Here is a 20543-nt window from a genome sequence, read left to right on the forward strand (position 1 = left end):
TGAACGGTCGTTCACGCGCAATGGTTCAATGCCACACGCGGATCTGGCGTTTCGCGCGATCAGCGCACTTCTTCGAGAATGCGCAGGCGGTCATCGAAATTCCATACCTTCCGGATTTCGATCACGTCAAAGCGCCGCGCCAGCTCTGGCGGAAACGCGCTGTAGCGTGCATTCATACGCACGATCCTGTACACCGCTTCATCCAGCTCGGGCCGGCCGCTGGAGCGGTGGATGACAACGTTCTCCACGCTGCCGTCGCTGCGCACGGAAACGGTCACCACCGGATCGCCCTGTGCCTTGTCGACGGCCGCGCGCGGATACATGATGCTGCCGTTGCGTTCGATCTTCAGGCGCCAGCTTTCGACGTACATCATTACGCCGACATCGACGTCCTTGCCGCCGAGGAAAGAGCGCCGGCGCGGTTGGTCCGCGGCGTTCTCGGACTGGCGCGCGGCGGGAGCGTCATTGCGCAGGACATCGCCTCTTCCTGCCTGTTCAAGCGCACGGCCGGCCAATCCGCCGCCAAGGCCGCGGGGCAGCGCATCGATGCGTGCGCCGGGTGCCGGGCTGTCGCCCAGGGCGAGGTCGGGGCCGCGTTCGCGCCGGGTGGCGCTGGCGTTTGCCGCGTCCGCCTCTGCCTTCCTCCGTGCCGCCAGTTCCTCGGCCTGGCGCTCGCGTTCACGCGCGGCAGCTTCAGCCGCTTCAGCCTGCTTCCGGGCTTGCAGTTCGATGGCTTCACGCCGCAGGCGTTCTTCCTGCAGGCGCATCGCTTCGGCGCGCTGCTTTTCTTCCAGTTCCATTGCACGGCGAGCCGCTTCCTCGCGTTCGCGGCGCAGGGCATCTTCCCGTTGCTGCTGCAGGGCCAGCGCGGCGGCCAGGCGGCTTGTTTCTTCCGTCTTGCGTTGCTCTTCCTTGGCCAGCGCAAGACGTTCCGCCTCTTCACGCCGTTTCGCATCCTCCAGGCGCTGGGTTTCCTGCGCGAGGAGGCGCGCGCGGGCATCTTCTTCTTCCTGCCTGCGGGCAGCCTCGGCTTGCTCCTGTTGTTGTCGTGCAGCCAGCTCTTCCGCTTCGCGGGCGCGCAATGCCTTTTCTTCCTCGGCCTGGCGCAGCGCAGCCTGTTCGCGCTCGCGCGCCGCAATATCCTCTTCGGGCACGGATGCAGGTGGCGCGGTCGAGCTGGCTTCCGGTTCCGGCAGCGGCAGCACCTCATCCAATGTTGGGGCGGGCATGTTGAAGCGGCTGTCGCGCGTATCGTTGAGCGCGATGACAGGCGTTTCCCGCTTGCTCCGCGTGCGGGGCGCGGCAGGCTTGGCCGTGCCGGGTTTTGTCCTGGCCTTTGGCGCCGGCGCGGGCGGCGGTGGTACCAGCCGGAGTCCGGTGGACGGTGCGCTCGCTGCATCCGTGGACGGCACGGGGGGAGATGCCGCTTCGGCAGGGCTGGCAGGCGGCGCCAGCGCCACCTGCAGGTCGATCGCCTGCGCGCGGCGTTCCCGCCACGGCAGTTCCAGCGCCGGCATGCCGATGCCGGGAGCGCCGAATTGCAGGGAAATGATCAGTGCATGCAACACCAGCGATACCGTCATCGCGCCGGTCAGCCGCAGACGGAAAGGACCGTCCGCCGGAGCGGGGCGCGTAGTGGTGCGGGAGGTCATGCGTTCGTTGCGTGCGGAGGATGGACTCGCCACATTATTGCATCTTGCGTCCGGTCAACCGCGATTCGCGTCAAGCGGGCGCGAATCCCCAGCCTTATACTGTTGCGTCTTGCATCCACGAGACGCTTACCGCTGCCATCCATGTCCAGTACCTTCAACATCCTGATCGTCGGTGCGCTGTTCTGCGTCCTGATGCTCCTGGTCCTGACCTCGCTCCTGCGCAGCGGCCTCGCCGGCATTCGCGAATGGTGCCTTGCCAATGCGCTCGCCTGCATCGCGCTCGTGTTGTATGCCTTCGGACGCGAACTGCCGCCGCTCATTGCCTACGAGGCGACGAACGGCGTGTACGCGGCGGCATCGGCTGCCATGCTGGCAGGGTTTCGGCGCTACTACGGCAAGAGTGCGATGCCGGCGGTGCTCGGCGCCGGCGTGGTGCTGGTTGTGGCGGCGATCGCGCTATTCCACTACAGCTTCGATTCCTATGCGATGCGCACTGTCGTAATCGCGGTTTTCCAGGGAACCATCTGCCTCGCCATCGCGATGACAATCGTCTTTGGACGCAGCGACTGGCGTTCGCATTATCCGTCCCTGTTCACCATCGGCATGGCCGCGGTCATCATCCTGGGCCACGGCATCCGCAGCGTGATCTACCTGTCGCATACCGGAGAGGTGACGTCATTGCTGCAACCGTCTCCCTGGAACCTGCTGTTTGTTTCCGCAGGGACGTTCATTCTTCCGGTCCTGACTTTCGGTGCCGTGATGCTGGTGCACGACACCATGCTGGCCAGGGCTGAACTGGTGGCCAATCGCGATTTCATGACCGGCGCCTGGACGCGCCGGGCCTTCTTCGAGCACGCGGAGCGCGAGCTGCTGCGGGCGCGCAGGATGGGACGCCAGCTATCCCTGCTGCTGCTGGATGTCGACCATTTCAAGAAAATCAACGATACGCACGGCCATGCCGTCGGCGACCAGGTACTGATCGACCTGGTCAAGCGTGCGGCGACCGTCGTGCGGGCGGTCGATTATTTCGCGCGGGTGGGCGGGGAGGAATTTGCCGTGCTGTTGCCGGAGACCTCCCGCGAAGCGGCAGCGGTTGTGGCGGAACGCATGCGCGCCGTCGTTGCCCAGTCGGCGACGGACAAGGGACGTTCGAAAATTCCGCTCCCGGCGTATACGATCAGCATCGGCGTATCGTCGGCGCGCGGATTCGAATCCCTGCAAGACCTGATGCGCCGCGCCGACGCCGCCCTGTACGCCGCCAAGGCAATGGGGCGCAACAGGGCAGTCAGCGAGGTTGAGGCTGAGGTGTAACGCTCTATTGGAGCGACCGCACGCACAGCCGGAAATCCGGATCTTCCTCGTATTTCCTCACCTCGAACTCCAGGCTGCGCATCAGCTTGAGCATCGGCGCATTGTTCGTCAGCACCAGGCCTTCGATCTGCGACAGGCCCTTGCTGCGCGCCACATCCATGATCGACAGCATCATGCGCGAACCCAGCCCCTGGCCATTGAACTCGTCTGCGATTGCGAGCGAGAACTCGCAGGTATTCTGGTCGGGATTGGTGACATAACGCGACACGCCGATGATGCGTTCGGTCTCCGTGAATTCGCCGTCTTCCGTTGGCGTGCGTTCGCGGTAGATCGCCACCAGCGCCATTTCGCGGTCATAGTCGATGAGCGTGAACTTGGCCAGCATCTTCACCGAAAGTTCGCGCATGGTCGAGACGAAACGGAAGTAGCGGCTCTCCGGCGACATGCGGCGCACGAAATCCTGCAGCATCTGCGCATCGTCGGGACGGATCGGGCGGACGGCATAGTGACCGCCGCCGCGCATCGGCCATTCCTGCTCGCGCTCGGACGGGTAGGGCAGGATCGCGAGGTGCGGGAAGTTGTCGGTGCCGTGCGGCGCGTGGTCGATCACGATGCGCGCGTCCACCACCAGCGAGCCGTTGGCATCGACAATGACCGGATTGATGTCCATCTGCCGCAGCTGCGGCAGCGCGCACACCATTTCTGACACGCGCAGCAGGATCTGCTCCAGCGATTCTCGATGCGCGGGCGGTGCGCCGCGCCAGTTGCCCAGCGTCTCCGCGCTGCGCGCGCGTTCGACGAGGCGTTGCGCGAGGAACTGGTTGAGCGGCGGCAGTTCGATGGCACGGTCGGCGATCAGTTCGATCATCGTGCCGCCGGCGCCGAATGAAATCACCGGACCGAAGGGCTCGTCGGAGGTCACGCCGATATACAGTTCGCGGCCTTGCGGCTTGCCGGACATGTTCTGGATGGTCACGCCGTTGATGCGCGCATCCGGACGCAGGCGCGTCACCGTCGCCATCATGTCCTGCCAGGTGTCGCGCACGGCGGCGGCGTTCTGCAGGTTCAGCGCCACACCATGCACATCCGACTTGTGCGTGATATCGGGTGAGTCGATTTTCAGTGCGACCGGATAGCCGAGCTGGTTGGCGACGAGAATCGCTTCGCTTGCGGAGCGCGCGAGGATGGTCTTGGTGACCGGGATGTGGAAGGCCGACAGCAGGGCCTTCGATTCCATCTCGGTCAACACCTTGCGCCGTTCGGTCAGCACGCTTTCGACCAGGATGCGCGCGCCTTCGAGATCCGGCTTCGCCAGCTGCGACAGCGGCGGCGGGGTCTGGTGCAGCAGTTGCTGGTTCTGATGAAAGGAGGCGATGTTGTGGAAGGCATCGACCGCGGCTTCCGGCGTGCGGTAGGTCGGGATCGTCGCGCGCGACAGGATCTGCCGCGCGGCGGCGGCGCGCTCGTCGCCCATCCAGCAGGTCAGCAACGGCTTGCCGACGTCGGGATGGATGTCGGCAAGCGCCTGCGCGACGGCGGCCGTGTCGAGTTCCGGCTTGGGCGACAGGATCACGAGGACGCCGTCGATATTGTGGGCCGAGGCACATGCCTTGATGGCGGCGCGGTAGTGGGCCGGTTCGGCTTCTTCGCCGAGGTCGATCACCGATTGCAGGCTGGCCAGCGGCGACAGTTGCGGGGCAAGCGCCGTCGCTGCATCCGGTTCCAGCGCCACCATTTCCAGTCCCAGTTCGTCAGCCCAGTCGGCCGCCAGCACACCGGGGCCGCCGCCGTTGCTGATGACAGCCAGGCGCTTGCCGACGGGCAGGTTGCGGGCGGACAGGCCCTTCGCTGCGGTAAAGAGCTGCACGAAGGTGCGCACGCGCACGGCGCCGGCGCGCTGCAGGGCGGCGTCGAACACGTCGTCGCTGCCGACGATGGCGCCGGAGTGCGTCAGTGCCGCCGTCGAGCCGGCCGGCTTGCGGCCTGCCTTCAGCACGAACACCGGCTTGGCATTGGCCGCCGCGCGCAGCGAGCTCATGAAGCGCCGCGCGTTGCGGATGCCTTCGAGGTAAACCACGATGCTTTGCGTGCTGCGGTCGTCGGCAAGGAAGTCGAGCACCTGCGCGATATCGACCGAGGTATTGGGGCCGAGCGCGACCACCGCGGAAAAGCCGACGCCGTTCTTGACCGCCCAGTCGAGGATGGACGAGGATACGGCGCCCGACTGCGACACCAGCGCCAGCCCGCCGGATTGGGCGAGCGGACCGAGCGCGCTGGCATTGAGCGACAGCTTCGGGCGCTGGAAGCCCATGCAGTTCGGGCCGAGCAGATAGATGCCGTGCTGCCGCGCGATGGCATGCAGCTGCGCGGCCAGCTTCGCATCCACGCCGCTCGACAGGATCAGTGCCGCCTTGCTTTCGATGCGTGCCGCGACTTCCAGTGCTGGGGTGAGCTGCTCGTGCGGCAGCGCGATGATCGCGAGGTCGAATTTCGCCTCGGCCAGTTCGCCCAGCGTGCCGGTCATGCCGATGTCGAGGAAGCGCACCGGTCCGGCATAGCCGCCGTTGCGCAATTGTTCCGCGATCTGGCGGCCATAGGAGACCTGCGATGCGGGGTCGTTCTCGTTGCCGGTGAAGACCACCACCGAGCGCGGCGAGAAAAGGGGATTCAGATAGTGCCTGTCCATGCTAATCGTCTTGTGTTGTTAACTGCATTTGTCGCAGCAGGCCGGCTCCGTGTCTTTGCACAGATGCCGGTTGCCGTTTTTGTTACTTCAATCCGCGCCGATCAATACCTTGACGTGCGCGGCCACGCTGCGGGCCAGCGGCGAGAGCACATAGCCGCCCTCGAGGCAGGACACGACGCGGCCGTTGCAATGCCGCTTTGCCACTTCCATGATCCTGCGCGTGACCCATTCATAGTCGGTCTCCACCAGGCCGAGATTTCCCATGTCGTCCTCGCGGTGCGCATCGAAGCCCGCGGAGACAAAAATCATCTGCGGGCGAAAGGCGTCCAGCGCCGGTATCCATCCCCAGTCTACCGCCTCGCGGAAAGCATCGCTGCCGGAACGCGGCGACAACCCGATGTTGACCATGTTCGTGCCGCGCGGTTCATCGCCGCAGAAGGGATAGAGGTTGGTCTCGAAGGTCGAGCACATCAGCACGCGCGAATCGCCGCACAGGATGTCTTCGCTGCCGTTGCCGTGATGGACATCGAAATCGACCAGCGCGACGCGCTCCAGTCCGTGCACGTCCAGCGCGTGGCGGATACCGACCGCCACATTGTTGAAAAAGCAGAATCCCCCTGCCGCGTCGTGCTCCGCATGGTGTCCCGGCGGACGCACATTGCAGAAGGCAACCGGCGCTTCTCCGCGCACCACGAGGTCGGTGGCAAGCACCGCCGCACCCGCGGACCGGAGCGCCGCGCGGTAGGTATGCGCGTTCATCCAGGTATCCGGATCCACCTGCGCATATCCCGAATCGGGGTCGGGGATCTTTGCTGCCATCTCGCGCACATGATGGATGGCGTGCGCGCGTCCGAGCTGTTCATCGGTGGCCAGCGGCGCGTCATGGGGCTGCATGAATTCCAGCAGCCCCTTGATGAGAAGATGGTCACGGACCGCGGCGATGCGCTCCGGGCATTCCGGGTGCAGGGCGCCCATTTCGTGCTTGCTGCAGTCCGGATGGGAAATATAAGCAGGTAGCATGCGTGTTTGACATCGGAAGGGTTGCGTCGCGTTCCGCATTCGTCGCCAGGAGCGCGCGGTGTCCGGCAGGATTGCCGGACATGCAAAAATTATCCGCGCTTACCCGCGATACTGTCACAGTGATGCAGCCGGGAAATGATTTCCTTGCTCCAGATCAATTTTCCCATGCGGACAGCCTCAAGCCAGCTTCTTCAGCGGGAGGCGTCCTGACGGCAACGCCGGCGCGACGGGCGGCATGGGGATCACCCTGGCTACCTCGGGTGGAGCCGCGGGCGCGGATTCGAGCCGGAATGCATTGACGGCCCGGGCCAACGAGGCAGCCTGGTCACTCAATGCTTCGGAGGCCGACGCGGTTTCTTCTACCAGCGAGGCGTTCTGCTGAGTCACCCTGTCCATTTGAGCGATCGCCAGGTTCACCTGTTCGATGCCGGAACTCTGTTCCTGCGTCGCGGTAGTGATTTCGGTCATGATACAGGTGACCTTTTCCACGCTGGCAACGATCTCTTCCATCGTCGCGCCTGCCTGGCCGACCAGCGCGCTGCCTGCTTCCACCTTGTCAACCGAATCGTCGATCAGCGCCTTGATCTCGCGCGCCGCCGACGCGCTGCGTTGCGCCAGGCTGCGCACCTCGGACGCCACTACCGCGAAGCCCTTTCCCTGTTCGCCCGCGCGCGCCGCTTCGACGGCGGCATTCAGGGCCAGGATGTTGGTCTGGAACGCGATGCCGTCGATCACGCCGATGATATCGACGATCTTGCGCGCCGAGCTGTGGATCGATTCCATCGTATGCACCACTTGGTTCACCACGTCGCCGCCCCGCTGCGCCACCTTCGAGGCCGATTCCGCAAGCGCGTTCGCCTCATGCGCATGGCTGGCGTTCTGCTTGACCGTCGAGGTCAGTTCCTCCATCGACGATGCGGTTTCTTCCAATGAGCTTGCTTCCTGCTCCGTGCGCGAGGACAGGTCCAGGGTGCCCGCGGCGATCTGCGAGGATGCCGTGGCGATCGCTTCCGTTCCGTGGCGCACGTGGCCGACGATATCCGCCAGCTTGTCGCGCATGTCTTTCATCGCGTGCAGGAGGCTAGACTTGTCGCCGGGCACGACCTTGACTTCGACACCGAGGTCTCCGCCCGCGATACTGTTGGCAATCTCGGCCGCATACATCGGTTCGCCGCCGAGCTGGTCGACGATGCTGCGTGTCAGGATCCAGGCGCAGAGGATGCCGACCAGCAGCGAAAAGGCGGCGATCCCGATCAGCATGGAACGGCCGGAGCGGTAGGCGGCTTCGATGTGGGCCGCGGTTTCATCGATGTGCTGGCGCTGGTTGTCGAGCAGCTTCTGCACCAGTTCCTGATACGCATTCGCTGCCGGCATGAAATCGCGGTCGAGCAGGCGGTTGGCTTCCTCGGCCTTGCCTTCGGACTTGAGCTTGACGATGGCATCGCGTGCGGTGATATAGGCCTTGCGCTTCTCCCCGATGCTGTTGAACAGATCCTTCTCCGTATCGGATGAAAGCAGGCCCTCCACCTTTTTCTGCATGTCCGAGGCAAAGCGCGTGCTCGCCGCGGCATCCTCGGCGAAGAACGCGCCCAGGGACGGGTCGCTGCTCTTGGCAATCGCCGCGGTGCGCCGTACGGCGGTATGGATGACGCGGTACCAGTCGGAAATATGGCGCTCCTTGGCAAGCGGCTCCTGCATCATGGCGCGGGTGTCGGAAGCAACCTGGGACAGGCGCCAGATGGCCGTGCCGGTCGCGAGGAACGAGAGGAACAGGATCGCAGCCAGGACGATCGTCAGGCGGGTAGATACCCGGAATTGTGCAAACGCTTTCATTATTTATTCCTTTTTTCTTTGCTTGTAGCCGTTTGTGTTCATCCGTTGTCCGGCGATGCGGGAACGGAACGGCATGCGCTCGTGGCGCAAAGCCGGTTTGCCGCGCGCGGGTTTTGGGCGCGCGATCAGGAAAATGAGCAGGAACGTTGATGACGGCCGGGCAGGATTTGCATACTGCCGGCGCAATGACGCGGGAATCGCTCCCCGCAGGGACAGCTGGAGCACGCTGCAAACCTCAGTCTCACATCCTCAATCCGCTTGTGCCGCACATGAGGCGTGTCTCCATTTTTATCGGGATTGTTCACGGCAAAAGTTACTCTTGCTGGAGTGCGCTTGCATAGCGACGGCGTGTGATTTCTTATCCTGCGTCAATTTTTGCCGCAGTCGCCAGCCATTGAAAGGATGCGATTTTCGAGCAAACGCCAATGCAGCTTATTGACTGACGCTGCGTTTGCGGGCGGCCGCGCTGATGGCCACCACGGCCGGATGCGAAAGGCGCCGTTCGACCGAGATGGCGTAGAACTGCTCCATGACGTCGTTGGTGCGGCCGATTTCCACCACGCCGTACTGGCGCCTGATTTGTGCGGTGACGACGGACGGCATGCAGAAGACGCCCGTGCCGGCGGTGCCGAATTCCTTGAGCAGGGCGCCGTCGTCGAACTCGCCGGCGATGCGCGGCCGGACGCGTTCCCGGTCGAACCATTTCAGCAGGCGCGGCCGGACCGCGGCGTCTTCTCCGGGAAGCAGGAAGGGCGCGCCGTCGAGGCTTTGGGGAAAACCCTTCCTGACCTGCCGTGCGAGCGGCTGTGCGGCGAAAAAGGTGATGCCGCATTCGCCCAGCAGGTGGCTGTAGCCGCGCACGTTGCTGTTGGCCGGCATCGGTCCGTCGGCGATCACGATGTCGAAACTCTGGATCGCCAGGCCTGCCAGCAACGTGGACAGCTTGCCCTCGCGGCATACCATGCGCAGCGTCTCCGGCAGCTTCAGCGCCGGCTCCAGCAGCATGTAGGCGATCGATTTCTGTACCGAGTCGACGACGCCGACGCTGAACTGCAGCGGCCGGTCGCCGGGACGGTGGTGCAGCATGTCCTCCAGTTCCTCGCCCAGCGAAAAGATTTCGTCGGCGTAGCTGAACACCATCCGTCCCGTTTCGTTCAGCTCGATGCGGCGCCCCACGCGGTCGAACAGCGATGCGCCGAGCGATTCCTCCAGCAGCGTGATCTGCCCGCTGATGGTCTGCGGCGTCAGGTGCAGCTGCTCGCTGGCGCGGCCGATGCCGCCGCACTTGGCGACGACCCAGAAGTAGTGCAGGTGCTTGTAATTGATGGCGCTCATGACTATTCGGTTTTTTCGAATTGAAATATGAATATATTCGAATTTTAAACCGTCAAGGCAAGGGCTATATTGAAGTCAAGGCCGACAGCAACGCAGCACCGGCCCGAAACCAAGAACATTCAGGAGGTTGTCATGAAAGTCGATGTCCATGCCCAGGGATTCCCGTTGACTGAAGCACTTGCCGAGCACACCGAGCGCCGCCTGCGCTTCGCCCTCAAGCACGCGGCGGACCGCGTCCAGCACGTGTCGGTGCGGCTGGCGGATGTGAACGGACCGCGCGGCGGCGTCGACAAGAAGTGCAGCGTCCACATCACGCTCGCCGGCGCGCCGGACATCGTGACGGAGGATACCGAGGCCGACATGTATGTCGCGATCAACCGCGCCGTCGATCGAGTGGGACGGACCGTACTGCGCCGCATGACGCACTGATTCCAGCAACGCCATGCCGGGCTGCATCGCTGGATGCAGCCCGGCGCATTTTTTGACCAGGAGGTGAACAATGCAATGCCCCGTCTGCAGCAATACGCAACTTGTGATGTCCGAACGGCAAGGCATCGAGATCGATTACTGTCCGCAATGCCGCGGCGTCTGGCTCGACCGCGGCGAACTGGACAAGATCATCGAACGCTCCGCGACAGCCGTCGCTCCTCCCGCGCCGGAAGGCTTCGGCCGGCAGGCCGCCGGGCCGCAGCGCGACGAACGCACCTATGCGACGCATGACTCTTACAAAGATGACCGGTACAAGGGTGACCACTACAAGAGCGACTATCACCAGCGCAAGAAGAAAGGATTCCTCGGCGAACTCTTCGACTTCGATTGATCTTCCTCGCGCCGGCCTGCCGGCGCAGGAAGCACAATGACGATGCTCGACCGATGACCACGACAACAACATGACTCCACGCGAATCGACCGCCGGAACACGCGCGATCCTGCTCTGGCTGCTGCTGGGCGGGCTGTTCGTCCTTTCCTACATGACCTTGCGCTGGTTCATCGTGCCGGTAGTGTGGGCGCTGATTCTCGCCTATGCAACCTGGCCGATCTATGCGCGCCTGCGGCGTGGCATGCGCGGTGCGGCGACCACGAGCGCCCTGCTGATGACGCTGCTCCTGACCGCCGCATTCGTCCTGCCGCTGCTCGGCCTGATCGGGCTGCTGCAGAATGAATTCGTGCTCGCCTACCAGGCGGTATCCGGCTATATCAACGAAGGTCCGCAACGCCTGCCCTCGATCATCAAGGACATTCCCTGGATAGGGGAGCGGCTGCAGCAGATTTTCGACCGCATTGCCGGCGATCCCGCTGCCTTAAGGACGGAAGCGCTGCAACTGGCGCAGAACTGGTTCGGACAGGTCGCGGAGCTGATCGGCGGTGTAGGCCGCAATGCTGCCAAGATGGGACTGGCGGTGCTGACGGTGCTGTTCGTGTACCGCGACGGGGAGAACCTGCTGGGCCAGGTGCGCCGTGTGCTGCGCCGCTTTGTCGGGGGGCGCGCGCAAGGCTACCTGGATGCAATCGGCGCAACTACCAAGGCGGTGCTGTACGGACTGGTGCTGACGGCGCTGGCGCAGGGCACGCTTGCCGGCCTCGGCTACTGGGGCGCCGGCATCCACGCGCCGGCGCTGCTGGGCGCGTTCACGGCACTGGTGGCGCTGATTCCCTTCGGCGCGCCTGTCATCTGGGGGGCGCTCGGCCTGTGGCTGCTGATGACCGGCGACACGCTGGCCGGCATCGGGTTGCTGTTGTGGGGCGCGCTGGTGGTGAGCTGGGTGGATAACCTCATCCGTCCGCTGGTGATCAGCAGCGCCGCCCAGATACCCTTCCTGCTGGTGCTGTTCGGCGTGCTCGGCGGCCTGGGGGCATTTGGCCTGGTCGGCATGTTCGTCGGTCCGGTGATCGTTGCCGTGCTCCTTGCCGTCTGGCGCGAATGGCTGGAAGAACGCGCGCCGGATGATGGGCGCGTGCATCGCATCCGCGAATAGGATTGGCAATCCGTCTTTTCTTTTTCTTTACTTTTCTGAATCGCCAGGTTGTCGCCTTGGCATGCTGTTGTCGAGCGACGACTTCGCGATGCATCCGTCCCTGCGTTTTCATTTGCATTTCCGAAATCACGATGCACAATGGAAATATGACGTAAGGGCAAAACCGCCGAGAGGCGGTGACGCAAAGCTTCCGGACTTCGCTGCGGGCGCAGCAAGTCAGCGGGGCCGCCGCGGGCGCAGCGCCGCCCTTTTTCCGTCGGATCTGCCGGAGAAAGGCGACACATGTTGTACGACAATCCATTCCCGTCCGGTGCGCTTGCACTGGCTGTGCTTGCGGCGTTCGCCGCACCGGCGCGCGGGGAGGGTTTTCCAGCGGTATCCGGCGTCATCCAGTCCAGCCAGACCTCCGGTTCCATCGATTCCGAACGCATCAATTCCACGTCCATCCTCGGCCGCATCCGCGCCGATGCCGCACATGCGCAAGGCGTGACGGGACTGGGTGTGACCATCGGCCTGCTCGACACGGGCATCGATGCCGGGCATCGCGAGTTCGCCAAAGCCGGCAAACTCCTCCCTGGATACAACGCCGTCACCGGCGGCACGGACGTGACCGACCGCTCCGGGCACGGCACCCATGTGGCTGGCATTGCCGGCGCGGGCAGGGATGGCAAGGGCGTCTTCGGCGTCGCCTACGAGGCATCGCTCCTTCCGGTCAAGGTCTTCCCCGACAGCGGCTCCGGATCCACGATCGCGCTCGACCGCGGCCTGCGCCATGTCATTGGCAAGGCATCCATCGCCAGCATGAGTGTCAGCAGCAGCACCACTTACGACGCCCGGGCAACGCAGGATGCGGTACGCGCCGGCATGCTGCTTGTCGCCTCGGCGGGCAACAGCGGGGGCGCCAATCCGGGCTGGCCGGCGAATTTCGCGAAGGAGTCGTGGGCGAACAACCAGATCATTGCAGTCGGCGCGGTCGACAGCCTCAACCGCATCGCTTCCTTCTCCAACCGGGCAGGCGACGCGGCGGCCTGGTATCTCGTTGCGCCGGGAACCGGCATCGCGTCGGCCTATCCGGACGACCATTACGTGACCAAGAGCGGCACCTCGATGGCGGCGCCCATGGTCAGCGGCGCGGCGGCGCTGCTCAGGCAGATGTGGCCGGAGCTGCGCGCCGACCAGGTTGCGACCATCCTCTTCGTCACCGCAACCGACCTCGGCGCGCCCGGCATCGATACCGTCTACGGCCGCGGCCTGCTGAATGTCGAAAAGGCCTTGCAGCCGGTCGGCACGCTGACCACCACCACGCTCAACGGCCGCACGATCAATGTGCTTGCGGGCGCAGTCCAGCCTTCGGCCGCTACCAGCATGCTGTGGCAGCTTGCCGCCAGCGGACAGTTGCGCGTGGCAGGACTGGACGACTTCCAGCGCGACTTCGGCGTCGACCTCGGCGCGACAGTCGTGCGTCCCGCGCCGATGTCGATCGAACAGGCGATGGGCAATGCGGACAGCCGCGTGGAGGTCGCGGAGAAGGTCCTCGGCGACGGGCTCAGCATCTCGTCGGTCGTGGAAAGCCGCCGGGCAGACGGACAGGACCCGCAGCGCCGCCTTTCCTCGTTCTCGCTGCTTGCGCGGGACGAGGACGGCGATGAACTGGCGTTCGGCATCGGCGGTTCCGCGCCGCAGCATTTCGGCGCGGCTGCCCTCGAGCTCGGCCAGGGCCTGTCGCTGGCGCAGGATACGTCGCTCGCCCATCCGTATTTTTCGCTGGTGCCCGTGCCGTCGCATGCAGCCATCGCGCGCCGCGTCGGCAAACTGAAGTTGCGGTTCGGCGTACTCAGCTCCGGCCTGAACCAGGCGCTGGCATCGCAGGACGCCTATCCGCCTGCCACCGGATTGCCGGAAGCGAACGCCGGCCTGGTCGAACTCTCGCGCTCCTTCGGCAATGCGGCGCTGTCGGTTTCGATGTCGCAGACGCGGGAATCGAACGCCTATCTCGGCTCCTGGTCCACATCCGCGCTCTCGCTCGGATCGCATGCGTCGACCAGCGCGCTGCAGGTGGCCGGCGCCTACATGATCGCGCCCAAGCTGGCCATCGCCGGCCAGGCTGCCTACGGTGTGACGCCCGGCGCGCGCAGCAGCGACAGCCTGGTGACCGAGATCTCCAGGACCCGCACCAATGCCTTCTCCTTTGCGCTGGTCGCCGCCGACCGCGTCAAGCGCGGGGACCGTCTCAGCGTGTCGCTGTCGCAGCCGATGCGCACCTATTCGGGCAGGATCGTGATGGACGTCCTGTCGCGCTCGGGCGGCAGCGGCGCCTCGCGCGAACGCCTCGTGTTTTCAATGGTGCCGGTCGGCCGCGAAATGCGCGCCCAACTGAATTACCAGATGCCCGCCGGCGTCGGCGCGACTTTCGGCATGACGCTGATGGTGCGCCGCAATCCCAACAACCTGGCCGACGCGTCGGTGGAAACGCTGATCGCCGCGCGTTACGTGAAGTCCTTCTGAATTGATTTGTGCGCTGGACGATGCATGGACAGCGCGTTAAGCTGGCACGTCGGTAACCCCGAGGCGCCCCTACTCCATGGAAAACAACGCAAACGAGACACTTTCTGCGCCCCAGACGGAACTCGAGAATACCTTCTGGGGCCGTCGCCGAAAATTTCCCGAGAAGGTCGAAGCCGAATTCCAGGTCGAAATGGACCGCATGCGCGAACGCCGCATGCGCAAGACCGGCCTCGCCGCGGTGCTGCTCTACAGCGCCTTTGCCATCAGCGACCGCGTGATGATCCCGGACGCCTACACGAAGGCGTGGGCGATCCGTTTCCTGGTCGTCGTGCCGCTCCTGCTGTTCTGCACCTTCTTCGTCTATCGCATCCGGCACGCGGCATGGCGCGAGGTACTCCTCTCGGCCACGCTCATCGTCTGCGGCATCAGCCTGCCGTGGATCGCCGGGCTCAGCACGCATCCCAACGCCGCGCATTACCAGACCGGCGTCACGCTCATCGTCCTGTTCGGGAACATCGTGGTCAGCCTGCGTTTTCGCAGCGCGCTCGTGACTTCCGTTGCGATGACGGTCATCTATGGACTTGCGCTGGGCAGTATCGACAGCATTCCGCCGGAGGTGCGGTTCAACAACTGGCTGTTCTGCTTTGCCGCCGTGACCATCAGCCTGATCGCGAACTTCCGCATGGACCAGGACCAGCGCCGCGCCTGGTTCGCCCGCCTGCGCGAGCACCAACGCAACCAGGATCTCAGCCATGCGGTGGAACTGCTCGCCAAGCTGTCTGCCGAGGACGCGCTGACGCAGATCGCCAACCGCCGCGAGTTCGACCGCCGTCTCGACATCGAATGGGGCAGGGCGCGCCGCGACGGCACGCCGCTGTCGCTGATCATGGTCGACGTCGACTGCTTCAAGAATTACAACGACCATAACGGCCACCAGGCCGGGGACGCCTGCCTGCAGCAGATCGCCCGCAGCCTGCGCGGGATTCCGCAGCGGCCCGCCGACCTGGTGGCACGCTTCGGCGGCGAGGAGTTCGTCGTGCTGCTGCCCGCCACTTCGGATGAAGATGCGGCCAGCCTGGCAGAACGCATGCGCAGCGCCATCGTCGATCTGCAGATACCCCATGCCACCTCGCGCGTTGCACCCGGCGTTACAGCCAGCTTCGGTGTCGCGGCCATGCATCCCGTCGGCAACCAGCAGGCAGCGGAACTGATCGCGGCCGCGGATGCCGCCTTGTATGCGGCAAAGGAAAAGGGGCGCAACTGCGTCGTGCTGCATGAGCAGGGATCGGAGTTGACCATGGCCGCCGGCGTTGTTCATTAGACCACGCAAATACAGCCCGCTTGCCGTAGAATCAGCCCCTTCCCACACCTTCCACCACGCACCATGTACCAGCGTCCCATCGTCATGCTCGACTTCGAAACCACCGGACTCAGTCCGGGGATGGGCGCGCGCATCACGGAAGTCGCTGCCTTGCGCATCCAGGGTGCGCGCATCGTGGACCGGTTCGTGTCGCTGGTGAATTGCGGCGTGGAGATCCCGGCCTTCATCACCAGCCTGACCGGCATCACGCAGCAGATGGTCGACAGCGCGCCCTGCGTGTCGAAGGTGGTGCCGGAACTGCTGCGTTTCATCGGCCGCGACACCCTGTCCGCGCACAACGCCAGCTTCGACGAAAAGTTCCTGAAGGCGGAAGCGGACAGCCTTGGCCTGTCACCGGAGCACGCGCAGACGGTGTGCTCGCTGAAATTGTCGCGCCGCCTGTTTCCCGGCTTGCCCAGCTACAAGCTTTCCCCGCTGTCGTCTTCCCTCGGCATCCGCTTCAACGGAAGCGCCCACCGGGCGGAAGCGGATGCGGCAGTGAGCGCCGAAGTCCTGATCCATGCAGCAGGATACCTCGGCCGCACCTATGGCGCGGACAGCATCGACCCGTCGCTGCTCGCGCGCGTCAACGCCCTGAGCGCCGCGAAGGTGCCGGATTTCCTGCGCAAGGAATTCGCCGGACGGGGATAGAGTCGCCGTTGCCGTTGTCCAAGGAGGACACCATGGCTGCCATTCGTCTCGTATCGCTATTGCTGGCCGCGCTTCCGCTTGCGGCATGCGCCAGCAACGATGTTGCCGGGAAAAAAGAGCAGGAGCCGAAGCAGATGCCGCGGCGCGCGGTGCCTGCGCTGGCGGACCGCCCGATTGCGTCACCCCCGCCTGCGCCGAGCGTGCCGATGCCAGCGGTCCCGCAGACGGCCGTTCCTTCCGGTCCGGCGCCTGTGACCGGCTGCGATCCCGGCGGCTGCTGGAGCGGTGGAACCCGCTACAACGGTGGCGCAGGCGGCACCTACCTCGACAAGGGCGGCCGCCTTTGCCAGAGCAATGGCGCTTTCATGCAGTGCTTCTAGTTTGGCCGTAGAGCCGCACCAGGCCGAGCAGCGTATCCACATTCGGCGTCGGCACGCCAACCAGCTTCCCGATCTCATGCACTGACGTCACCAGTGCGTCGATCTCCAGCGCCTTGCCCGCTTCCGCATCCTGCAGCATGGAGGTCTTGAACGCACCCAGCTTGCGCGTGACTTCCATCCGGTCTTCGCCGCTCTGTGCGATCGGGCATCCGATCTTCGCGCCGATGGCAGCCGCCTCCGCCATCGCCGACAGGCAGAAGCGGCGCACCAGCGGATCGTCGAGGATGCGGTCGCAGGTGGCGCCGGTCAGCGCCGACACCGGGTTCATCGTCATGTTTCCCCACAGCTTGTACCAGATATCGCTGCGGATATCCCTGCTCGCTTCCACCTCGAAACCGGCCTTTCCCAGCACGGATGCAAGCAGCGCCACGCGCTCCGACACGCCGCCGCCGGGCTCGCCGATGATCAGCCGGTTGCCGAAGCCGAGGCGCACCACGCCCGGTTCCGGGCAGGAGGCGGACAGGTGCACCACGCAGCCGATCACCTGCGCGGTCGGGATCGCGCGTTCGAGCGTGCCGTCGGGATCGAGACAGGGCAATCTCGTGCCTGCATAGGGAAGGCCGGGGCTGGAGAAAAACCACCACGGCACGCCGTTCATTGCGGTCAGCACGATGGTGTGCGGACCGATCAAGGGCGCGATGCTGCGCGCCATCTCGGAGAGGCCGGTGGCCTTGACGGCGACGATGACCGCGTCCTGCACGCCGAGCGAAGCCGGGTCTGCCGAAGCGCGGATGGGAACGCTGCTTTCCTTGCCCCCGGCCACCAGCCGCGCGCCATGCGCATCGAGTGCGGCAAGGGTGGCGCCGCGCGCCACGGCGCTGACATCGCATCCCGCCGCGGCAAGCCGCGCACCGAGCAATCCGCCGATCGCGCCGAATCCAACTACTGCAATCTTCATGCATCTTCCTCCATCCAGTCCGCATTGCACGCAAGTGTAGCCTGTCCCGAATGTTCACATGTTCATGGTATGTATTGCCGTTTGACCATGTGCTACCTTCTTCGCAACGACGACACACATTCCTGCAGGCAGGAGAAACATCATGAAATCGCTACTGGTCATGCTTCTCATCGGCATCTGCGCTCTCGGTCTGCGCAGCCCGGAGATCATGCAGGCTGTCGGCATCGCGGGATCGGCGCAGGATCCCGCCATTTCCGTCAGCTCGATGACAGTCAAGTCCGCGCAAAAACCGATGACGGCCGTGGAATTCGCGGAACTGAGCAAGACCGATCCGAACGCCTACCAGAAATTCATCTACAGCCACCAGCACCAGCCGGAGCGCGGCGAGGTCGACAAGCTCATGAATTTCCTGGCCAAGGGCAAGTTCGAATAAACATCCATTGCGGTTCGTCCCACTCCTCAGGCCGCAACCTCGCAGCCGGCATTTCGATGCCGGCTTTTTTTCGTCTCAAGAGTTGACTGCCAGCTGCTGCTGGATTTCCCGCGCGATGGCATTCAGCGGCACGCTTTTCTCCACCGCGCCGCGCTGTACCGCCTCCTTCGGCATGCCGTAGACGACGCAGCTTTCCTCATCCTGCGCAATGGTGCGCGCGCCGGCGTTGCGCATTTCCAGCAGGCCGGCTGCGCCGTCGTCCCCCATGCCGGTCATGATGACGCCCAGCGCATTCGCTCCCGCGGATTTGGCGACGGAACGGAACAGCACGTCAACCGACGGCCGGTGACGGTTCACCAGCGGGCCATCCACGACCTCCGCGAAGTACTGCGCTCCGCGACGGCGCAGCAGCAGGTGCTTTCCTCCCGGCGCAATCAATGCAAGGCCGGGCACCACGCGGTCGTTGTTCTGCGCTTCCTTTACGCTGATCTTGCAGATGCTGTCGAGGCGGGCGGCGAATTCGGCGGTGAACTTTTCCGGCATGTGCTGCACGATCACGATCCCCGGGCACACCCGGGGCAGCGCAGTCAGCACCGCTTCCAGCGCCTGCGTGCCTCCGGTGGATGTGCCGATCGCTACCACGCGTTCGGTGGTCTGGGTCATCGCCGTCCGGTTCTCCGCCGGCGACAGGATCGCGTCGGCGGTATTCTTCTCGCGCACCATGAGATGCTTTACGTTGGCGTGCGCAGCTGTCTTGACTGTGGACAGCAGGTCGTCGCAACTGTCGTTGAGGAACTGCTTGATGCCGAGCTTGGGCTTGGTGATGACGGCTACCGCGCCTGCGGCAAGCGCCTCCATCGATGTCTTCGTGCCGTTTTCCGCGAGTGTCGAGCAGATGATCACCGGCGTCGGGCGCTCGCTCATGATCTTGCGCAGGAAAGTCAGTCCGTCCATGCGCGGCATCTCGATGTCCAGCACGATGACATCGGGCCACTGTGCCTTCATGCGCGTCATGGCCAGCAGCGGGTCGGCAACCGCGCACAGGACTTCGACGGCCGGGTCTGCCTCCAGCAGGCCGGTGAGCACCTGCCGCACGACTGCGGAATCGTCGACAACCATGACCTTGATGCGTTTCATCGCGTTCCTTGCCAGTCGGGATCGCCAGGCTGGACCTGGCGCGACCAGACGTCCCCATTGCTGATATCGAAAACCAGCTTGCGGTGTCCGTAGCCGAAAAGGTCTTCCGCTACCACCCGGATGCCGCGCACGCGCAACAGTTCACGCGCCACATCGCCGTTGCGCCTCCCGATGCCGAATGCCCCGGACTGCGACTCGCCGGAAAACATGCGCGCACCGCCGAAGACCTTGGCCTGGCATTCCGCCGGATCGACGCCCAGCCGCGCCATTTCGCGCCACATCAAGGTCACCGCCTCGTCGGCGTAGCGTCCGTCCAGCGCGGCGCCGAGCTCCGAACTGCGGGTCGGCAGCAGGAAGTGCGACATGGCGCCGATGCGCCGCGAGGGATGCCACAGCGTGATGGAGACGCATGATCCGAGCAGCGTCTTGAAGACATGCCCCGCGCCGCCAGCGCCGATATCGCCAGGCTGCAGGAATACTTCGACGCGCTTTGCAGGACGTTCCATTACGGCTTGCGGTAGACGGACGGCGACAGCAGGATGGCCTCGTCATTGATGCCGTTCAGACTTTCCGAATGGCCGATGAAAAAATGCCCGCCATGCCGAAGCTGGCCGAGGACGCGTCCGACCACCTGGCGCTTGGTTTCGTCATTGAAGTAGATCATCACGTTGCGCAGGAACACGACGTCGAAACGCCCCAGTTCCGGCAGCGGCTCATTGAGGTTGGCATGCCGGAACTGCACGCGGCTGCGCAAGGACTTTTCGATCAGCAGCGTACCTTCCTGGGGGCCAGTGCCGCGCAGGCAGAAGCGGCGCAGGAAGGCCGGCGCGATATGGCGCGCACGCTCCATCGGATAGTGCGCCGAGATCGCCGCATGCAGGACCCGGGAACTGATGTCCGTGCCCACCACCTCCCACGCAGCCATGCCGAGGCAGTCCGACAGCACCATGGCGATGCTGTAGGCTTCCTCGCCGGTGGAACTGGCGGCGCTCCAGACCCGGAACGCCTCGCTCCGCCCGCGGGCGGCAAGGGCAAGCTCGCGCAGCAGTTCGAAATGCTGCGGCTCGCGGAAAAAGTAGGTTTCGTTGGTGGTCAGCAGGTCGATCGCGACCTGCACTTCCTCCGGCGCCTTGCCGCTGGAGAGCAGCGAGAAATAGTCGCTGTAGCTGTCGACATGGCACTGCTGCAGGCGCTTGGCCAGGCGTCCGCTGACCAGCGTTTTCTTCGACGGCGGCAGGGTAATCCCCGCCGCATCGTAAATGAAGTGCTGGAAATGCCTGAACTCCAGGTCCGTGATGTCGATCAT

General features: G+C 64.6%; 18 protein-coding genes and 1 riboswitch. Of the genes, 9 read left to right on the forward strand and 9 right to left on the reverse strand.

Annotated features, from left to right (window positions below):
• Window positions 1-59 precede the first annotated feature (59 nt).
• On the reverse strand, window positions 60-1652 hold the full coding sequence (locus AC3WOY_RS15585; protein WP_492425350.1) for a TonB family protein: 1593 nt from the start codon (window positions 1650-1652) through the stop codon (window positions 60-62).
• Between the two features lie 141 nt (window positions 1653-1793).
• Here AC3WOY_RS15585 and AC3WOY_RS15590 point away from each other — a divergent pair, with 141 nt between their 5' ends.
• A complete protein-coding gene (locus AC3WOY_RS15590; RefSeq protein ID WP_492425352.1) occupies window positions 1794-2963 on the forward strand; it encodes a GGDEF domain-containing protein in 1170 nt (389 codons plus the stop codon).
• Between the two features lie 4 nt (window positions 2964-2967).
• On the opposite strand, the gene AC3WOY_RS15595 is transcribed toward AC3WOY_RS15590, so the two are convergent.
• The 4 genes from AC3WOY_RS15595 to nhaR form a co-directional block, all read right to left on the reverse strand.
• Window positions 2968-5649 (reverse strand): bifunctional acetate--CoA ligase family protein/GNAT family N-acetyltransferase, encoded by a 2682-nt coding sequence (locus AC3WOY_RS15595; protein ID WP_492425354.1) that lies wholly within the window; start codon window positions 5647-5649, stop codon window positions 2968-2970.
• 87 nt (window positions 5650-5736) lie between these two features.
• Entirely contained in the window at window positions 5737-6669 is a 933-nt protein-coding gene (locus AC3WOY_RS15600; RefSeq protein ID WP_492425356.1) for a histone deacetylase family protein, read from the reverse strand.
• Between the two features lie 177 nt (window positions 6670-6846).
• Window positions 6847-8502 carry a methyl-accepting chemotaxis protein gene (locus AC3WOY_RS15605; protein WP_492425358.1) on the reverse strand — a complete coding sequence of 552 codons (1656 nt, stop codon included), beginning with the start codon at window positions 8500-8502 and terminating at the stop codon, window positions 6847-6849.
• A gap of 432 nt (window positions 8503-8934) precedes the next feature.
• Window positions 8935-9837 carry a transcriptional activator NhaR gene (gene nhaR, locus AC3WOY_RS15610; RefSeq protein WP_492425360.1) on the reverse strand — a complete coding sequence of 301 codons (903 nt, stop codon included), beginning with the start codon at window positions 9835-9837 and terminating at the stop codon, window positions 8935-8937.
• A 132-nt stretch (window positions 9838-9969) separates the two neighbouring features.
• On the opposite strand from nhaR, the gene AC3WOY_RS15615 reads away from it, so the two are divergent.
• The 7 genes from AC3WOY_RS15615 (at window position 9970) to AC3WOY_RS15645 (ending at window position 16709) form a co-directional block, all read left to right on the forward strand.
• Complete coding sequence (locus AC3WOY_RS15615) at window positions 9970-10266, forward strand: HPF/RaiA family ribosome-associated protein (protein ID WP_492425362.1); 297 nt, start codon at window positions 9970-9972, stop codon at window positions 10264-10266.
• Window positions 10267-10336: 70 nt separating this feature from the next.
• Window positions 10337-10657, forward strand: coding sequence for a TFIIB-type zinc ribbon-containing protein (locus tag AC3WOY_RS15620; RefSeq protein ID WP_492425364.1), 321 nt, complete (start codon window positions 10337-10339; stop codon window positions 10655-10657).
• A gap of 70 nt (window positions 10658-10727) precedes the next feature.
• Window positions 10728-11813: an AI-2E family transporter gene (locus tag AC3WOY_RS15625; protein WP_492425366.1), complete on the forward strand. Its 1086-nt coding sequence runs from the start codon at window positions 10728-10730 to the stop codon at window positions 11811-11813.
• Between the two features lie 146 nt (window positions 11814-11959).
• Window positions 11960-12046, forward strand: a riboswitch (cyclic di-GMP riboswitch).
• Between the two features lie 49 nt (window positions 12047-12095).
• The gene (locus AC3WOY_RS15630) at window positions 12096-14318 is read left to right on the forward strand and encodes a S8 family peptidase (RefSeq protein ID WP_492425368.1); all 2223 of its coding nucleotides are present in this window, start codon (window positions 12096-12098) and stop codon (window positions 14316-14318) included.
• Between the two features lie 76 nt (window positions 14319-14394).
• The gene (locus AC3WOY_RS15635) at window positions 14395-15639 is read left to right on the forward strand and encodes a GGDEF domain-containing protein (protein WP_492425370.1); all 1245 of its coding nucleotides are present in this window, start codon (window positions 14395-14397) and stop codon (window positions 15637-15639) included.
• 63 nt (window positions 15640-15702) lie between these two features.
• Window positions 15703-16329 (forward strand): 3'-5' exonuclease, encoded by a 627-nt coding sequence (locus AC3WOY_RS15640; RefSeq protein ID WP_492425372.1) that lies wholly within the window; start codon window positions 15703-15705, stop codon window positions 16327-16329.
• A 32-nt stretch (window positions 16330-16361) separates the two neighbouring features.
• On the forward strand, window positions 16362-16709 hold the full coding sequence (locus tag AC3WOY_RS15645) for a hypothetical protein (protein WP_492425374.1): 348 nt from the start codon (window positions 16362-16364) through the stop codon (window positions 16707-16709).
• Here AC3WOY_RS15645 and AC3WOY_RS15650 read toward each other — a convergent pair.
• The gene (locus AC3WOY_RS15650) at window positions 16693-17667 is read right to left on the reverse strand and encodes a 2-dehydropantoate 2-reductase (protein WP_492425376.1); all 975 of its coding nucleotides are present in this window, start codon (window positions 17665-17667) and stop codon (window positions 16693-16695) included. The two genes, AC3WOY_RS15645 and AC3WOY_RS15650, sit on opposite strands and share 17 nt — an antisense overlap.
• Window positions 17668-17809: 142 nt before the next feature.
• Here AC3WOY_RS15650 and AC3WOY_RS15655 point away from each other — a divergent pair, with 142 nt between their 5' ends.
• The gene (locus AC3WOY_RS15655; protein ID WP_492425378.1) at window positions 17810-18100 is read left to right on the forward strand and encodes a hypothetical protein; all 291 of its coding nucleotides are present in this window, start codon (window positions 17810-17812) and stop codon (window positions 18098-18100) included.
• Between the two features lie 75 nt (window positions 18101-18175).
• On the opposite strand, the gene AC3WOY_RS15660 is transcribed toward AC3WOY_RS15655, so the two are convergent.
• Genes AC3WOY_RS15660 through AC3WOY_RS15670 form a run of 3 tightly spaced genes read right to left on the reverse strand, consistent with a single transcriptional unit; the run spans window position 18176 to window position 20543 of the window.
• Window positions 18176-19237 (reverse strand): protein-glutamate methylesterase/protein-glutamine glutaminase, encoded by a 1062-nt coding sequence (locus AC3WOY_RS15660; RefSeq protein WP_492425380.1) that lies wholly within the window; start codon window positions 19235-19237, stop codon window positions 18176-18178.
• Window positions 19234-19743 carry a chemotaxis protein CheD gene (locus AC3WOY_RS15665; RefSeq protein ID WP_492425382.1) on the reverse strand — a complete coding sequence of 170 codons (510 nt, stop codon included), beginning with the start codon at window positions 19741-19743 and terminating at the stop codon, window positions 19234-19236. Before AC3WOY_RS15665 ends, AC3WOY_RS15660 begins: the two co-directional genes overlap by 4 nt.
• On the reverse strand, window positions 19743-20543 hold the full coding sequence (locus tag AC3WOY_RS15670; RefSeq protein ID WP_492425384.1) for a CheR family methyltransferase: 801 nt from the start codon (window positions 20541-20543) through the stop codon (window positions 19743-19745). The genes AC3WOY_RS15665 and AC3WOY_RS15670 overlap by 1 nt, the downstream gene beginning before the upstream one ends.

Source organism: Noviherbaspirillum sp. FW303-A3, assembly GCF_058788695.1.

What these genes read in the sequence shown, in the direction of transcription:
- AC3WOY_RS15585 (WP_492425350.1), bottom strand. Translation starts at nt 1,652, where the DNA reads ATGACCTCCCGCACCACTACGCGCCCCGCTCCGGCGGACGGTCCTTTC.
- AC3WOY_RS15590 (WP_492425352.1), top strand. Translation starts at nt 1,794, where the DNA reads ATGTCCAGTACCTTCAACATCCTGATCGTCGGTGCGCTGTTCTGCGTC.
- AC3WOY_RS15595 (WP_492425354.1), bottom strand. Translation starts at nt 5,649, where the DNA reads ATGGACAGGCACTATCTGAATCCCCTTTTCTCGCCGCGCTCGGTGGTG.
- AC3WOY_RS15600 (WP_492425356.1), bottom strand. Translation starts at nt 6,669, where the DNA reads ATGCTACCTGCTTATATTTCCCATCCGGACTGCAGCAAGCACGAAATG.
- AC3WOY_RS15605 (WP_492425358.1), bottom strand. Translation starts at nt 8,502, where the DNA reads ATGAAAGCGTTTGCACAATTCCGGGTATCTACCCGCCTGACGATCGTC.
- nhaR (WP_492425360.1), bottom strand. Translation starts at nt 9,837, where the DNA reads ATGAGCGCCATCAATTACAAGCACCTGCACTACTTCTGGGTCGTCGCC.
- AC3WOY_RS15615 (WP_492425362.1), top strand. Translation starts at nt 9,970, where the DNA reads ATGAAAGTCGATGTCCATGCCCAGGGATTCCCGTTGACTGAAGCACTT.
- AC3WOY_RS15620 (WP_492425364.1), top strand. Translation starts at nt 10,337, where the DNA reads ATGCAATGCCCCGTCTGCAGCAATACGCAACTTGTGATGTCCGAACGG.
- AC3WOY_RS15625 (WP_492425366.1), top strand. Translation starts at nt 10,728, where the DNA reads ATGACTCCACGCGAATCGACCGCCGGAACACGCGCGATCCTGCTCTGG.
- AC3WOY_RS15630 (WP_492425368.1), top strand. Translation starts at nt 12,096, where the DNA reads ATGTTGTACGACAATCCATTCCCGTCCGGTGCGCTTGCACTGGCTGTG.
- AC3WOY_RS15635 (WP_492425370.1), top strand. Translation starts at nt 14,395, where the DNA reads ATGGAAAACAACGCAAACGAGACACTTTCTGCGCCCCAGACGGAACTC.
- AC3WOY_RS15640 (WP_492425372.1), top strand. Translation starts at nt 15,703, where the DNA reads ATGTACCAGCGTCCCATCGTCATGCTCGACTTCGAAACCACCGGACTC.
- AC3WOY_RS15645 (WP_492425374.1), top strand. Translation starts at nt 16,362, where the DNA reads ATGGCTGCCATTCGTCTCGTATCGCTATTGCTGGCCGCGCTTCCGCTT.
- AC3WOY_RS15650 (WP_492425376.1), bottom strand. Translation starts at nt 17,667, where the DNA reads ATGAAGATTGCAGTAGTTGGATTCGGCGCGATCGGCGGATTGCTCGGT.
- AC3WOY_RS15655 (WP_492425378.1), top strand. Translation starts at nt 17,810, where the DNA reads ATGAAATCGCTACTGGTCATGCTTCTCATCGGCATCTGCGCTCTCGGT.
- AC3WOY_RS15660 (WP_492425380.1), bottom strand. Translation starts at nt 19,237, where the DNA reads ATGAAACGCATCAAGGTCATGGTTGTCGACGATTCCGCAGTCGTGCGG.
- AC3WOY_RS15665 (WP_492425382.1), bottom strand. Translation starts at nt 19,743, where the DNA reads ATGGAACGTCCTGCAAAGCGCGTCGAAGTATTCCTGCAGCCTGGCGAT.
- AC3WOY_RS15670 (WP_492425384.1), bottom strand. Translation starts at nt 20,543, where the DNA reads ATGATCGACATCACGGACCTGGAGTTCAGGCATTTCCAGCACTTCATT.